Here is a 15,306-nt window from a genome sequence, read left to right as displayed (position 1 = left end):
CGATCACCTATCGCCGATACGGCGTCAGCCAAAGCGCCCGGTGACATATTCGCGGGTGCGCTGCTCGCGCGGCTTGGTGAAGATATCGGCGGTCGATCCGACCTCGACGACCTCGCCGATATACATGAACGCGGTCTGGTCCGAGCATCGCGCCGCCTGCTGCATCGAATGGGTGACGATGACGATGGTGAAATCGGCGCGGAGCTCCGCGATCAGCTCCTCGACCTTGGCGGTCGAGATCGGATCGAGCGCCGAGGTCGGCTCGTCGAACAGCAGCACTTCGGGCTTCACCGCGATCGTCCGGGCGATGCACAACCGCTGCTGCTGCCCGCCCGACATGCCGAGCGCCGAGGTGTGCAACCGGTCCTTGGCCTCGTCCCAGATCGCCGCTTTCTTGAGGCTCCACTCGACGCGCTCGTCCATCGCGCTCTTGCCGAGCCGCTCGTGGAGGCGGACGCCGAACGCGATGTTCTCGTAGATCGTCATCGGAAAGGGCGTCGGCTTCTGGAAGACCATGCCGATCCGCGCACGCAGGTCGGTCGGATCGACCTTGGCGTCGATCAGGTTTTCGCCCTGCATCAGCACTTCGCCGGTTGCGCGTTGGCCGGGGTAAAGGCTGTACATCCGGTTGATCACGCGGAGCAGCGTCGACTTCCCGCACCCCGACGGGCCGATCAATGCGGTGACGCGCTTTTCCGGAAAGTCGAGATTGACCGACTTCAGCGCGTGGTTGTCGCCGTAATAGAAGTCGAGATTGCGCGTCTTGATGAACGGCGCCGTCCCCGCAAGGGTGTCATGGCGGCCGACTGCCCCGGCGAGGCTCGACATTTCGGGCGTCTCGGCCATGATATTCTCCTAGCGCCGGCGGCCGACGGTCAATTGTGCGATGATGTTGATCGCCAGCACGCCGAGCGTGATCAACAGCGCCCCGGCCCAGGCAAGCTGGACGAGGTCCTCATACGGGCTCGACGCGAATTGATAGATCGCGACCGGCAGGCTCGCCATCGGCTTGCCGAGCGAAGTCGACCAGTTGAGGTTGCCGAGCGACGTGAACAGCAGCGGCGCGGTCTCGCCCGCCGAGCGTGCGAGCGCGAGCAGGATGCCGGTCAGCATCCCCGATCCCGCCGCGCGCCAAGCGATCTGTGTCACGACCTTCCACTTCGGCGCGCCAAGTGCCGCCGCGGCTTCGCGTAGTGCGACCGGGACGAGCGACAGCATGTCCTCGGTCGTGCGGATGATGATCGGGATCGCGATAACGGCAAGCGCGACGCCGCCGGCGAACCCCGAATAGGTCTTCGTCGTCGCGACGAGGAGAACGTAGACGAACAGGCCGATCAGGATCGAGGGGGCCGACAGCAGGATGTCGCTGACGAAGCGCGTGACGTCGCCGAGCTTCGAGCCCTTGGCATATTCGGACAGATAGGTGCCGGCCAGAACGCCGATCGGTGTCGCGATCAGCATGCCGATGCCGACCTGTATCAGGCTGCCGATGATCGCGTTGGCGAGGCCGCCGTTTTCGCCGGTCGGGGCCATCGATGTCGTTAGCGTGCTGAAGCGGAGCGCCGGCGCGCCGCGCGCGATCAGTGTCCACAGGATCGACGCGAGAATTGCGAGCGACAGCAACGCCGCCCCCGTCGCCAGCGAGGCAATGACGACGTTGGTCGCCTTGCGTACCGATGTCCGCGCGCTCATCAGCTCACCGCCCGCGGGGCGACGAGCGCGCGCGACGCCGCGAGCACGATGAACGAGATGATGAACAAGGTCAGCCCCAGTCCAAGCAGTGCGGCGAGCTTCATCGTCCCGGCTCCCGCCTCGTTGAATTCATTGGCGATCGTGCTGGCGATCGTCGACCCCTGCGCGAACAGGTTAGGTGACAGCCGCGTCGCGTTGCCGATGACGAAGGTCACCGCCATCGTCTCGCCGAGCGCGCGACCGAGGCCGAGCATGATCGCGCCGATCATCGCGCGGCGGCCGTAAGGGACGGCGACACTGCGGACGACCTCGAAGCGCGTGCAGCCGAGGCCGTATGCCGATTCCTTGAGGACCACCGGGGTCGCGCCGAGGATTTCGACGAACATCGCGGTGATCAGCGGCAGGATCATGATCGCGAGCACGAGCCCTGCGGTGAAGATGCTGTTGCCGCCGCCGTAATCGAGGACCTTGTTGAGGCCGGGCACCGGCGCAGCGAGGTCGGCGACATCGAGGACGAAGTGCGCCGCGAGCCACGGCGCGAGGATGAAGAACCCCCACATGCCGTAGATGATCGACGGGATCGCCGCGAGCAGCTGGATGGCGACACCGATCGCGCGGCGGAGCGGAACCGGAAGGATTTCGGTCAGGAAATATGCGACCCCGGTCGACAGCGGAACGGCGATCACGAGCGCGAGGATCGAACTGACGAGGGTGCCGTAGATCATCACCCCGGCGCCGAACTTCTCGTTCACCGAATCCCACACCGGCGACCAGAAGAAACCGATGCCGAACGCCTTGAGCGCGGGCCACGCGCCGGTCGCGAGCATGAGGATGATTGCGCCAAGCAGCAGCAGGACGATCATCCCGCTGCCGATCACCGTCACGGAGAACAGGCGTTCGGGAACGCGCGACATCGGCAGGCGCGCGACTACGGGGTCGCGGCTGGTCGTCTGACTGGTGGCCACAGCGTCGGGCATCGATACTCCAGGGGGGTGCGGCCGTGGCCGCACCCCGATCAGCCAGACGGGTTTACTTGGGCAGCGACGCGCCGGCGACGCCCTTCCAGGCGGCGCGAACTTCCTGAAGCGCGACCGGCGGCAGCGGCACGTAGCCGAGCTCGACGGCGGTCTTCGCGCCGTTCTTGAAGCTCCAGTCGAAGAAGGCGAGCGCGGCGCTCGTCTTCTTCGGGTCGGTCGGCTTGGCGGGGACGAGGATGTACGTCGCGCTGACGATCGGCCACGTGTTCGCACCGGGCAGGGCGAGCATGTTGGCGACGCCGTTCGGCGCGTGCGCCCAGTCGGCTTGGCTCGCGGCGGCGGTGAACGACGCCGGGGTCGGGTCGATGAACTTGCCGGCGGCGTTCGACAGCTTGGTCATCGTCAGCTTGTTGGCGAAGGCGTAGTTATATTCGACATAGCCGACGCCGCCGACGGTGTTCTTGACCGTGCCGGCAACGCCGTCATTGCCCTTGCCGCCCGAACCGGCGGGCCAGCTGAGGGTCTTGCCCGCGCCGAGCGACCAGCCCTTGGCGGCCTTGGTCATGTAGTTCGAGAAGATCGCGGTCGTGCCGCTCGAGTCGGAGCGATAGACCGGCGTGATCGGCATCGGGCGCAGCGTCACGCCCTTGTTGAGCGCGACGATCGCGGGGTCGTTCCACTTAGTGATCTTGCCTTCGTAGATCGCGCCGATGACGTCGGGTGTCAGCTTGAGCTGGCCGCTGGCGACGCCGGGGAGGTTGACGATCATCACCGCCGAACCGATCACCGCGGGAAACTGGACCAGCCCGTTCGAGCTGATGTCCTCGGCCTTCATCGGGTCGTCCGAAGCGCCGAAATCGACCGTGCGCGCCTTGATCTGCGTCTGCCCGCCGCCCGAACCGATCGCCTGGTAGTTGAGTGCGTTGCCGGTGGCGGCCTTATACGCCGAGCCCCACTTGGCATACAGCGGAGCGGGAAAAGTGCCGCCCGCGCCGGTGATGTCGGCGGCGAATGCGGTGGTGCTGATGACGGCGCTGGCAAGCAGAAGCGCGGCGCGCGTGAATCGGGCGGTCATGCGAAACCCTCAAAATTTCCTGAACCAGCAGTGGCTCGGTTACCATCTGGCAGCAATAGATGACGGTTCGGTGACATAACGGTTCAGGAATGATGTATTGCGCGCCGATTACGGCGGGGCAGGCTCGCAACCGCCCATCGCCGGTCTGCCGATCTCATCCGCGCGCGATCACGGGATTTCGACGGCGATCGTCCCGCGATGCTCGTACGCCGCGCCGCGCGACATCGACCGCGCGAGCGACATCATCAGGATCGTGTCGCCACCCGCCGCCAGCGCCGTCGGCCCGACATCGTCCCACAAGTGGTTGCGCAAATATCCGGGAATCGCGGCTGCCGGGATCAACGGATAGGCGGCAGCGAGCACGTCGAGCTGGGCATCGTCGCCGGCGACGTCGCCAGTCAGGTCGCCGACCCGCTCGAGAAGGCACTTGCTCGCGATCGGAGTGCCGCTCGCGTCACGCATGCACGTCATGATCAGCCCGTCGACGACCTCCGCGCGCCGACGGACGACACCGTTGAAGATGCTGAAGACGAAAGTGCCGGTGGTGACGTCGGTTGCGACGCCGAACAATTTATTCTGCAGCGGCATCGCCCACCCGACGTAGCGGATGTCCATCACCCCGAGGCGGAAACTCATCCGCCCGTCGTCGGAGCAGCGCAGGACGATGTGATCGTGGATGAACTGGCCGGGGGCTTCGGACGAGGGGCGGGTCGTCCGCCAAAAGCCCTCGTAGCTCGCGCCGTGTGCCCGGATCGCCGCCGCCGACTCCGCGAGCATCGGCAGCGGCACCCAGTCGGCGAAACCGCGCGCAGACGATGCCGCCGTTGCCGCGACGACGCCGAACTTGGCGGCCAGCCCGTCGACCCCGGCATCCCAGTCGTGGAGCGTGAAGCCCGGGTGACGTTCGGCGATGCGCGTGGTCAGTCGTGCGAGGTTGAGCGCCGACGGCGTGACGCTTCCCGAACACCAGCGGCTGACCAGCGACTTGTCGACGCCGACGTCCGCAGCAAATTGGCCGCGACTGATCGACAACGCCTTGAGCACCAGTTCAAGTCCATCCGAGAACACCGTCGCCATTTGCCTCGTTTCGCAGATGCAACGGATGCTCGCAACTGGCTTCGCACAAGGTCTCGCACTGCGATGCACAAAGTTGCACGCGAGTTGCTTGCCGGTGCGCGCGGTGCTGCATCTTATTGCAAGGGGCCCGAAGTTCTAACGCCCGGATCGCAGGTGACACCCTTGTTGCCGCGGGGGACTACCATGATACTTCGTCTTCTTGTCGCGTTCGGCACGGCATTGTCGATCACCGTCGCGCTGGCCGTTCCAGTCGCGGCGCGCATCGTCCAGCTTACTGTCACCGGCAATATCACCGCAGGTGACGACAGCGGCACCGACTTCCTCGGCGCGCAGGTAATCAACAATGTCTACGTCGAGTCGTTCGGTCCCGGAAATTTCTTCGGCACGTCGGGCGCGCTCGGCGGCAAATCGGTCGTATTTCGCTTGCTCTACGATACCAATAGCCCCGTTTTGCCTGTCCCAACGGGCGGGGTTTTCGACGACCCGAACGGCGATTGGGCCTATGCGCTGTCGCCGGTCGTCGCCGTCGGCGGAATCCCTCACGACTTCATCGATATCGTCCCGGGCACATTCATCAACGCCGCTACCGCAATGCTCGGCGTAATCGACGGCGCTCCCGACGGGCTCACCGGCAGCTTCACCAACCTGACGTATTCGGGCAACGTCTACAGCGATTACCGCAGCAGCAGCTTTGCCTTCACCGCCGCACTGCCGCCGGGGTTCTTCTCGACCGACACGATCCTGCCCGGGGCGCTCCCTACACCGCATCACGGCTTTACCCACGGCACCGCGATCGGGACGGGAAGCTTCGCCTTTTACCGGCAGACGTGCTTCCTGACGTGCTCGCTGAAGACGGCGACTGCGAGCTTCGACGTCACCAACATCAGCTTCGCCGCCGTCCCGGAACCGGCGGTCTGGGCGATGTTGCTGGCCGGATTTGGCCTAGTCGGCGCAATGGCGCGACGCAACCGGGGAGCCGCGATCGTCGCGGCTTAGCGGCTCCGATCTCCCCCGCGCAACGGTCCGCCGCGCGGGGGAGACAGGTCTTTACGCTTCGACCAACGGTTCGCCGGTCTCCGCCGCGGGAGTGGCATCGGGGCCTGCGCCCTTCTTGACCCGCTTCGGCTTCGGCGCGGCCTTGATGATCTCGAACGCGAGAGCATCGTCCTTGACGTGGACCCGGACCTCGCCGCCGCGGACGAGCTTGCCGAACAGCAGTTCCTCGGCGAGCGGCTGCTTGATCTTCTCCTGGATCAGTCGTGCCATCGGCCGCGCGCCCATCGTCTTGTCGTAACCGCGCGCGATCAGCCACTCCTTCGCCGGCTCGTCGAGCGCGATGTGAACGTCGCGCTCCTGGAGCTGGAGTTCGAGCTGGAGCACGAACTTGTCGATGACGCGCATGATGACCGATGGCGGCAGGCTTTCGAACGGCACGACCGCATCGAGCCGGTTCCGGAATTCGGGGGTGAACATCTTCTTGATCGCCTCCTCGTCCTCGCCCTCGCGTGACGCCGCACCGAAGCCCAGTCCCTCGCGCGCCATGTCCGACGCCCCGGCGTTGGTCGTCATGATCAGGATCGTGTTCCTGAAGTCGACGGTCTTGCCGTGGTGGTCGGTCAGCTTGCCGTTATCCATCACCTGTAACAGGATGTTGAACAGGTCGGGATGCGCCTTCTCGATTTCGTCGAGCAGCAGCACGCTGTGCGGGTTCTGGTCGACCGCATCGGTCAGCAGACCGCCCTGGTCGAACCCGACGTAGCCCGGGGGCGCGCCGATGAGCCGGCTGACCGAGTGCCGCTCCATATATTCCGACATGTCGAAGCGCGTCAGCGGGATGCCGAGGATGTGCGCGAGCTGCTTCGCCACCTCGGTCTTGCCGACACCGGTCGGACCGGAGAACAGATAGTTGCCGATCGGCTTGTTCGGCTCGCGCAGCCCAGCACGGCTGAGCTTGATCGCCGACGACACCCGCTCGATCGCCTTGTCCTGCCCGAAGACGACGCGCTTGAGGTCGGCCTCGAGCGTTCCGAGCGCCTTCTTGTCGTCGGTCGAAACCGACTTCGCCGGAATCCGCGCCATCGTTGCGATAACCGCCTCGACTTCCTTGACCCCGATCACCTTCTTGCGCTTCGCGAGGGGGACGAGCATCTGCGACGCGCCGGTTTCGTCGATCACGTCGATCGCCTTGTCGGGCAGCTTGCGGTCGTTGATGTAGCGCGCCGACAGCTCGACCGCCGCCTTGATCGCCTCGGGGGTGTACTTGAGCTGGTGGTGCTTTTCGTAGCTCGACCGCAACCCCATCAGGATCTTGATTGCGTCCTCGACCGTCGGCTCGTTGACGTCGATCTTCTGGAAGCGCCGCAGCAGTGCGCGGTCTTTCTCGAAGTGATTGCGGAACTCCTTGTAGGTCGTCGAGCCGATGCAGCGGATTGCGCCGCTCGACAGCGCCGGCTTAAGCAGGTTCGACGCATCCATCGCGCCGCCCGACGTCGCCCCGGCACCGATGACGGTGTGGATCTCGTCGATGAACAGCACCGCGTGCGGCAGCTTCTCGAGCTCGTTGACGACATTCTTGAGCCGCTCCTCGAAGTCGCCGCGATACCGCGTGCCGGCTAGCAGCGCGCCCATGTCGAGCGAGTAGATCACTGCGGGCTTCAATACATCGGGGACGTCGCCCTCGATGATCTTGCGTGCGAGGCCCTCGGCGATCGCGGTCTTGCCGACGCCGGGCTCGCCGACATACAGCGGGTTGTTCTTCGACCGGCGGCAGAGGATCTGGATCGTCCGGTCGACCTCGGCATGACGCCCGATCAGCGGGTCGATCTTGCCGATCTTCGCCTTCTCGTTGAGGTTGACGGTGAACTGCTTGAGCGCGCTCTCGGCGCCGCCCTTCTTCTCACCCTTCGTCGGCTTCTCCTCGGGCTCCTCGTCCCCTGAACCCTTGGTGCCCGGACCGCTACCCTTGACCGCGCGGGTCTCCGACTGGCCCGACTTGGCGATGCCGTGAGCGATGAAGCTGACGGCGTCGAGGCGCGTCATGTCCTGCTGCTGGAGGAAGAATACCGCGTGGCTCTCGCGCTCGGAGAACAAGGCGACCAGCACGTTTGCGCCGGTTACTTCCTCGCGGCCCGACGACTGGACGTGGAGGATCGCGCGCTGGACGACGCGCTGGAAGCCTGCAGTCGGCGACGGATCGACCGAGGCGTCGGCCTTGAGGGCATTAAGCTCGGTGTCGAGATACTTGGTGACGTTCGAAGCCAGTTCCTCGACGTCGACCGAGCATGCCTTCATCACCGCGACGGCATGGCTGTCGGCGGCAAGGGCGAGCAGCAGGTGCTCGAGGGTGGCATATTCGTGATGACGACGGCTCGCTTCGGCGAGGGCGTTATGCAGCGTGTGTTCGAGTTCGCGCGTGAAAGCGGGCATGGACTTCTCCCGGGGCGGCCGCTGAGGGGCAGCGCCGCCTGCCTCCACAATGTCACCCCGGTGGGGGCAGAGTGCAAGGGGTTGGTTTTGACGCGGCGGGACGGCAGCAATAGCTCGATTGCTTCGCCCACCTGGATCGGTTGCCCGAGCCCCGTCAGAATCCGAGCCGAACGTATTTCGCGATCGCCACCGGGCTTAGCGCTGACGCGCCTGCTCGATTACAGCGATATGCGTTATAGCTGGATTCAAGCATCAAAGAATTCTCAGGAAAGCAATTTGAGAAGGTTCTCGACCGCTTGGCGCACAACGCTGATAGCATGTACCATGGTCGGAGAGTCCGCAATCTTGGCAACGTTCCCAAGTGCAGAAAGAATGCGTTCATAGAATCCTATGGTTCCTAGAACAAGTCTTTGCCGAGCCGACACGCCGAAAAAACCCTTATTTTGCACTATTTGTGGATCAAAATAAATCTGTTCGGCTTGATCCTTAAGATCTTTTACAATGCGGTCAAATGTGGGAGTAGTGAGGCCCTCGTTGGCGATCTTTGCCAATGCATCGCTTGCCTTCGCTACATTTTCCTCAATCGTTCCATTTGCAATTAGAGAATCATCAACGGATATTTCAGAAAAAAGACGTTCTCGCTCACTGTCCTTTGGAAAATTCGCTACGAATAGTCCGTGAATACGAAATAATTCGCTAATTAGTCCATCTAAGCCAGGTCCCCAGAGTGCAGAATCTTGCCCTCGATATTCTCTTTCAACTGCTGCTGCCGCCACATTTAAAACGCCTAGTATCGGGCCATTTTCATATTCATCTAAATTTTTCTTATAGACGATTAGGCATTTTGATACAATTGGCGGTGTATTCCCTGGCAAAGATTCGATTATTATGCCCGCAATTTGGGATAACGTTAGCGATAGTTCGGCAACTCCAGTATCTCTATTCGAGATGTCTAATTTACGATTGGGGATTGCATTCAGCCGACCTGCGCGAAACTCCACGTCCGGACTTGCAACACGAGCTACCTCGCGGGCGATCTCGCGTTTCGACCGAAGCGGAATCTTATAGCCGATCGCTTGAAGAACCGCGTTAGCGCGTCTAGTTTTGTTGAAGCCAATAAGTGAAGTGTACACGATTTGTCGTGCAAGAAGATTAAGCGCGGTCGGTTGAAACATGAACGCAACAATCTTGCGTTTTAGTCCGCCTGGGTCTTCGTTATAAGCAGCGCTCCATTCGGCTTGGCAATGGTCGGAGCGCTCATATGCTGGCGAATAAATAGCGATCAATTTAGCCGATGTCGCTAAAGCGTGTTGCATCTCGCGAACAAAATTTGCTCCCGCACCGAAGTCTTGAAATTGTGCCGTAATAGAATATCCAGCACCTTTGACGACGTCGAAAACTTCTCTGGCAATATCCGAATCCGAAGAGGCGTAACTTAAGAAAAAATCGAATGACTTCGGTCTGGAGTCGTCGTCGACATCAGACGAGACAGGCTCGGCCACCTGCGGTGCCTTTGTGATGCCGTGCGTAAAAAAGCTGACGGCGTCGAGGCGGGTCATGTCATGCTGTTGAAGGAAAAACACCGCTTGGCTTTCTCGCTCGCTGAACAGAGCGATTAAGACATTCGCGCCGGTGACCTCCTCGCGCCGCGCAGACTGAACGTGAAGGATCGCGCGCTGGACGACGCGCTGGAAGCTTGCGGTCGGTGAGGGATCGAGAGCAGGGTCGCTCTTTAGCGGGTCGAGCTCAGTATCGAGATATTTTGTGACATCGGCCGACAACTGTTCGACATCGACCGCACAGGCTTTAAGCACCGCAACCGCATGGGTATCACCGGTAAGGGCAAGCAATAGATGCTCAAGCGTAGCATATTCGTGATGTCGTCGGCTGGCTTCAGCCAGAGCATTATGGAGGGTATTTTCAAGGTCGCGAGCAAATGACGTCTTAGGCGCGTCGCCAAACTTAACTGGCTCATCCATGGTTGTACCCCAAGTTGCTGACTAAGCCGTGTTGCGCCTCATCGCCAGAGCCTAATTTGCGTCGCCCATCCGCAGCGCGGCGATGAAGGCTTCCTGCGGAATGTCGACGCTGCCGTACTGGCGCATCCGCTTCTTGCCTTCCTTCTGCTTGTCGAGCAGCTTCTTCTTGCGGCTGATGTCGCCGCCGTAACATTTCGCGGTCACGTCCTTGCGCATCGCGGCGATCGTCTCGCGCGCGATGACCTTGCCGCCGATCGCCGCCTGGACTGGAATCTTGAACAGGTGCCGCGGGATGAGGTCCTTCATCCGCTCGCACATGTGGCGCCCGCGCGCCTCGGCGGCGTCGCGGTGGACGATCATGCTGAGCGCGTCGACCGGCTCGGCGTTGACCATGATCGTCATTTTGACGAGGTCACCCTCGCGGTAGCCGATCTGGTGGTAGTCGAAGCTGGCATAGCCGCGGCTGATCGACTTCAGCCGGTCGTAGAAGTCGAACACGACCTCGTTCAACGGCAGTTCGTAGATCACCTGCGCGCGCCCGCCGACATAGGTCAGGTTAGTCTGGATGCCGCGCCGGTCCTGGCACAGCTTGAGGATGCTCCCGAGATATTCGTCGGGGGTGAAGATCGTCGCCTCGATCCACGGCTCCTCGATCAGCTCGATCGTGCTCGGATCGGGCATGTCCGACGGGTTGTGGAGCTCGATCAGGCTGCCGTCGCGGATCAGCATCTTGTAGACCACCGACGGCGCGGTCGTGATCAGGTCGAGGTCGTACTCGCGCGTCAGCCGCTCCTGGATGATCTCGAGGTGGAGCAGCCCGAGAAAGCCGCAGCGGAAGCCGAAGCCCAGCGCCGCCGACGATTCGGTCTCGAAGCTGAAGCTCGCATCGTTCAACCGCAGCCGCCCGAGACTGTCGCGGAGCTTTTCGAAGTCCGCCGCGTCGACCGGGAACAGCCCGCAGAACACCACCGGCTGGACGGTCTTGAAGCCGGGCAGCGCGACCGCCGCCGGGCGCTTGGCGTCGGTGATCGTGTCGCCGACGTTGGTCTGCGCGACCTCCTTGATCTGTGCAGTGATGAAGCCGATCTCGCCCGGCCCGAGCGTGTCAAGCAGTTCGATCTTCGGGCGGAAGACGCCGACGCGGTCGACGAGGTGCTGGGTGCCTTCGGCCATGAAAACGATCTGCTGGCCCTTGCGCAAAGACCCGTCGATGACGCGGACGAGGATGACGACGCCGAGATACGGATCATACCACGAATCAACGAGCATCGCCTTGAGCGGGGCGGCAGGGTCGCCCTTCGGCGGCGGGATCAGCCGGACGATCGCATCGAGAACGTCGTCGATACCGATGCCGGTCTTGGCGCTGGTCAGCACCGCGTCGTCAGTCGAGATGCCGATGACGTCCTCGATCTGTTGCTTGACGCGCTCGGGCTCGGCGGCGGGCAGGTCGACCTTATTGATGACGGGCACGATGACATGGTCGTGCTCGATCGACTGGTAGACGTTCGCCAGCGTCTGCGCCTCGACCCCCTGCGCCGCGTCGACGACGAGCAAGGCGCCCTCGCACGCGGCGAGGCTGCGGCTGACTTCGTACGCAAAGTCGACGTGGCCGGGAGTGTCCATCAAGTTGAGGACGTAATCGAGCCCGTCCTTCGCCTTGTAGTCGAGCCGGACGGTCTGCGACTTGATCGTGATGCCGCGCTCGCGCTCGATGTCCATGTTGTCGAGGACCTGCTCGCTCATCTCGCGCGCGGTCAGCCCACCGGTCTGCTGGATCAACCGGTCGGCGAGGGTCGACTTGCCGTGGTCGATATGCGCGATGATCGAGAAATTGCGGATGCGGTCGATGGGGGCGGTCATCGCCACGCTCTAGCAGAGGGGGCTTGCCAAAGAAACCGCCGCGCCGCCACATGCTGCTCAGGGGAGACACGCCGATGCTGCACGTCGCCATCGTCGGAGCTGGGCCGGCGGGTTTCTACACCGCCGAGGCACTGGCCAAGCGTCTTGGCACCGTCGCGATCGACATCATCGACCGGCTGCCGACGCCGTACGGGTTGATCCGTGCCGGAGTCGCGCCCGACCACCAGTCGATCAAGGCGGTCGACCGGCGGTATGCCGCGGTCCTCGCCGGGGGCGTCCGCTTCGTCGGCAATGTCGAGATCGGGGATGGCGGCGTCTCGATCGACGAACTGACCAGGCTGTACGACGCGGTCGTCCTCGCCACCGGTGCCCCCCGCGATCGCCCGCTCGGGATCACGGGCGAGGATTTGCCGGGCGTCATGGGCTCGGCGGCGTTCGTCGGCTGGTACAATGGTCACCCCGACTTCGCCGATCTCGACGTCCCGCTCGGACAGGCGGGGGCATGCGTCATCGGCAACGGCAATGTCGCGATCGACGTCGCCCGGCTGCTCGCCAAGACCCCCGGCGAGCTCGCCGCATCGGACATCGCACGCCATGCCCGCTCCGCCCTTGCCGCGAGCGCGGTCCGCGACATCCACATCATCGGGCGGCGCGGACCGTATCAGGCGAGCTTTACGCCGAAGGAGATGGGCGAGCTCGGCCTGCTCGAACGTGCGCAACCGCGGGTCAACCGCGCCGACCTACCCGATTCCGCCGGAGATGCCGCGCTCGACCCCGGCCTGCGCAAGGTCGTCGGACATTTGCGGAACTTCGCCGCCCAGCCGCGGACGGACAAACCGGTGACGATCGACTTCGACTTTCTCACTCGCCCGGTCGCGATCGAGCGCCACGGCGAAGCGCTGCGGCTGATCGTCGAAGCGACCCGGCTCGATGGCGACGTCGCGGTCGGCACCGGAGTCATGCGGTCGATTGACTGCGGGCTGGTCGTCGGCTGCATCGGCTACCGCACCGCCGAAATCCCCGGCGTGCCGTTCGACACCGCGCGCGGACGCTTCGTCAACGATAACGGGCACATCGCGCCGGGGCTTTACGTCACTGGCTGGGCTCGACGCGGGCCGAGCGGGACGATCGGCACCAACCGCCCCGACGGCGGCGAGGTCGCCGAGGAAATCGCGACCGAGATTAGCGCGGGTCGCCGTGCTGGGGGCGGGGGCCTCGACGCGTTGCTCGCCGCGCGCGGCATCCGCCCGGTGACCTTCGCCGGCTGGCAGGCGATCGACGCCGCCGAAATCGCCGCCGCGACCCACCCCGCGCCGCGCGACAAGCACGTTACGCGCGCCGCGTTGCTCGCCGCCGCAGACGGCGGTTGCGCTGGCGGAACCACCCCGCTATAGCCTCGCGCCTTGCGTCGGGGCGTAGCTCAGCCCGGTAGAGCGCTGCCTTCGGGAGGCAGAGGCCGGAGGTTCGAATCCTCTCGCCCCGACCATGAATTTAACGATCTATTGCTTATTCCTCTCGCCTTTTTTGGTGATTGTTAAGCCGTCGTTATGGCTCATAACGTACAATCGCACGATGAATATGGAGAATGGGTCCAGTGCGACGCTGGTGGCGCTGTCGATATCCGTTGCGGTTTTCGGCTCGTTTACGGCACTGAACCTCGCGGGCCGCATCGCCACCGCCGAAGCGTCCGCCCGGCGCTGGTGGATATTCGCCGCCGCCACCGCGCTTGGGGGCGGAACGTGGGCGATGCACTTCGTCGGCATGCTGGCGATGGACCTGCCGGCGGTCTACGGCGTCAACCTCACCCTCGTTTCATTTCTGCTGCCGATCGTCGTGAGCGGCATTGGCCTCCATGTCGTCGCGCGCTTTCCCGGGAACCGGGTCGCGCTCGCCTGCAGTGGGCTGTTCGTCGGCTGTGGCGTCGCGGCGATGCATTATACCGGCATGGCGGCGATGAAGATCCCGGGGGTCGTGGTTCGCTACGACGAGCGGCTCGTCGCTGCTTCGATCTGCATCGCCATCGCTGCCGCAACCCTGGCGCTGTGGCTCGCCTTTCGTGCGCGCGGGAGCCTCCAGCGGTTCGTCGCTGCCGTCGTCATGGGCGCGGCGATTTCCGGCATGCACTATACCGGGATGGCGGCGGCGGAGTTCGTCGTCACGCATCAACCTGCAGCCGTTGCCGGCCCGGTCATTCCGCGCGCCGTCGTCGCCTTCATCGTCTCGGGTGCCGCGACGTTCCTGCTGCTGCTCGCGCTGGTGACCGCATTCTTCGATCGCAAGCTCGCTGCGCTGACAATCCACGAGGTCGAAGCGCTCAAGGAGAGCGAGACGCGGTACCGCCTGCTGATCGAAAACGCCTCCGACGTTATCGGCGTTCTCGATAGCAACGGGCGGTTTGTCTACGAAAGTTCGAGCGCATTGTCGGTGCTCGGCTATGCCACCGACGAGATCATCGGCCGCCATCTAACCGATTTCGTTCCCGTCGACAGTCGCGACGCGGCGCAGCGCTTCCTTGGCCGGGTGTTAGAACGCCGCGACGGCCCGGCCACCTCGGAGCTACTGCTTTTTCAGAAATCGGGTGACCGCCGCGTTTTCGAGGTCGTCGCGACCAACCTGCTCGACACCCCGCCGATTTCCGGGATCGTCGTGAACCTCCGTGATATCACCGAGCGGACGCAGCTTGTCGCGCAGCTCGAGGCGCTGTCGGAGACCGATCTCCTGACGGAGACGCTCAACCGTCGCGGTTTCGGCCGGTGTGCCGAACGTGACTTCGAGCGGGCCCGGCGCGACGGCGAAATGCTCACCATCGTGATGATGGACCTCGACCATTTCAAACGGGTCAACGATCTCTACGGCCATGCCGCCGGCGACCTGGTGCTGGCGAAGGTCGCCAGCGCCTGTGCCGGGGAAATTCGGGGCGGCGACCTTCTCGGACGGATGGGCGGCGAGGAGTTCGCGCTGCTGCTCGCCGGCGGCGACATGGCTGCGGCGATACAGATCGTCGACCGTCTGCGAACCTTGGTCAGCGCGTGCACGGTCTCGACGATCCGCGGCTATGTTTCGGTCACCGCAAGCTTTGGAATCGCCCATGTCAGTCCGGCTATATCCGAGCTGAGCGACGCCCTGAGCCTCGCTGATGAAGCGCTGTACGAGGCCAAGAACGCCGGGCGCGATTGCATCAGGATACGAGCCTGACGGCCGGGGCGCTGCTCTCGCCCCG

11 protein-coding genes, 1 tRNA gene and 1 pseudogene are annotated in these 15,306 nt (G+C 63.7%); 4 read left to right on the top strand and 9 right to left on the bottom strand.

The genetic code is table 11. The features are described from left to right. Nucleotides 1-24: 24 nt before the first annotated feature. From pstB to KTC28_RS17175, 5 genes are all read right to left on the bottom strand, one after another. A complete protein-coding gene (gene pstB, locus KTC28_RS17195; RefSeq protein ID WP_216709364.1) occupies nucleotides 25-828 on the bottom strand; it encodes a phosphate ABC transporter ATP-binding protein PstB in 804 nt (267 codons plus the stop codon). Between the two features lie 27 nt (nucleotides 829-855). After that, complete coding sequence (gene pstA, locus KTC28_RS17190; RefSeq protein ID WP_216709262.1) at nucleotides 856-1,692, bottom strand: phosphate ABC transporter permease PstA; 837 nt, start codon at nucleotides 1,690-1,692, stop codon at nucleotides 856-858. Then, nucleotides 1,692-2,669 (bottom strand): phosphate ABC transporter permease subunit PstC, encoded by a 978-nt coding sequence (pstC, locus tag KTC28_RS17185; protein WP_255602122.1) that lies wholly within the window; start codon nucleotides 2,667-2,669, stop codon nucleotides 1,692-1,694. The genes pstA and pstC overlap by 1 nt, the downstream gene beginning before the upstream one ends. Nucleotides 2,670-2,721: 52 nt before the next feature. Beyond that, nucleotides 2,722-3,744: a phosphate ABC transporter substrate-binding protein PstS gene (gene pstS / locus KTC28_RS17180; RefSeq protein WP_216709263.1), complete on the bottom strand. Its 1,023-nt coding sequence runs from the start codon at nucleotides 3,742-3,744 to the stop codon at nucleotides 2,722-2,724. Between the two features lie 168 nt (nucleotides 3,745-3,912). Further along, nucleotides 3,913-4,821 carry a helix-turn-helix domain-containing protein gene (locus KTC28_RS17175; protein WP_216709264.1) on the bottom strand — a complete coding sequence of 303 codons (909 nt, stop codon included), beginning with the start codon at nucleotides 4,819-4,821 and terminating at the stop codon, nucleotides 3,913-3,915. Between the two features lie 183 nt (nucleotides 4,822-5,004). Here KTC28_RS17175 and KTC28_RS22925 point away from each other — a divergent pair, with 183 nt between their 5' ends. Beyond that, entirely contained in the window at nucleotides 5,005-5,817 is an 813-nt protein-coding gene (locus KTC28_RS22925) for a PEPxxWA-CTERM sorting domain-containing protein (protein ID WP_255602121.1), read from the top strand. A 51-nt stretch (nucleotides 5,818-5,868) separates the two neighbouring features. On the opposite strand, the gene clpA is transcribed toward KTC28_RS22925, so the two are convergent. The 4 genes and pseudogenes from clpA to lepA all read right to left on the bottom strand — a co-directional run bounded on the left by clpA (nucleotide 5,869) and on the right by lepA (nucleotide 12,086). Further along, a complete protein-coding gene (gene clpA / locus KTC28_RS17165) occupies nucleotides 5,869-8,247 on the bottom strand; it encodes an ATP-dependent Clp protease ATP-binding subunit ClpA (protein WP_216709265.1) in 2,379 nt (792 codons plus the stop codon). A gap of 263 nt (nucleotides 8,248-8,510) precedes the next feature. After that, nucleotides 8,511-9,659, bottom strand: a complete 1,149-nt coding sequence (locus KTC28_RS17160) for a toll/interleukin-1 receptor domain-containing protein (RefSeq protein ID WP_500797310.1) — start codon at nucleotides 9,657-9,659, stop codon at nucleotides 8,511-8,513. Nucleotides 9,660-9,719: 60 nt separating this feature from the next. Then, a pseudogene (locus KTC28_RS22920) lies at nucleotides 9,720-10,226 on the bottom strand (Clp protease N-terminal domain-containing protein); the annotation flags it as partial. A gap of 51 nt (nucleotides 10,227-10,277) precedes the next feature. Further along, nucleotides 10,278-12,086 (bottom strand): translation elongation factor 4, encoded by a 1,809-nt coding sequence (lepA, locus tag KTC28_RS17155; protein ID WP_216709267.1) that lies wholly within the window; start codon nucleotides 12,084-12,086, stop codon nucleotides 10,278-10,280. A 74-nt stretch (nucleotides 12,087-12,160) separates the two neighbouring features. Between lepA and KTC28_RS17150 the strand changes: the two genes are divergently transcribed. The 3 genes from KTC28_RS17150 to KTC28_RS17140 all read left to right on the top strand — a co-directional run bounded on the left by KTC28_RS17150 (nucleotide 12,161) and on the right by KTC28_RS17140 (nucleotide 15,281). Further along, the gene (locus KTC28_RS17150) at nucleotides 12,161-13,480 is read left to right on the top strand and encodes an FAD-dependent oxidoreductase (protein WP_216709268.1); all 1,320 of its coding nucleotides are present in this window, start codon (nucleotides 12,161-12,163) and stop codon (nucleotides 13,478-13,480) included. Between the two features lie 15 nt (nucleotides 13,481-13,495). Next, nucleotides 13,496-13,572: transfer RNA gene (locus KTC28_RS17145), tRNA-Pro, on the top strand. 92 nt (nucleotides 13,573-13,664) lie between these two features. Then, complete coding sequence (locus KTC28_RS17140; RefSeq protein ID WP_216709269.1) at nucleotides 13,665-15,281, top strand: diguanylate cyclase; 1,617 nt, start codon at nucleotides 13,665-13,667, stop codon at nucleotides 15,279-15,281. Nucleotides 15,282-15,306: the final 25 nt, after the last annotated feature.

Source organism: Polymorphobacter megasporae, from assembly GCF_018982885.2.
GTDB lineage: Bacteria > Pseudomonadota > Alphaproteobacteria > Sphingomonadales > Sphingomonadaceae > Polymorphobacter_B > Polymorphobacter_B megasporae.
This window is presented reverse-complemented; position numbering and strand designations above follow the sequence as displayed.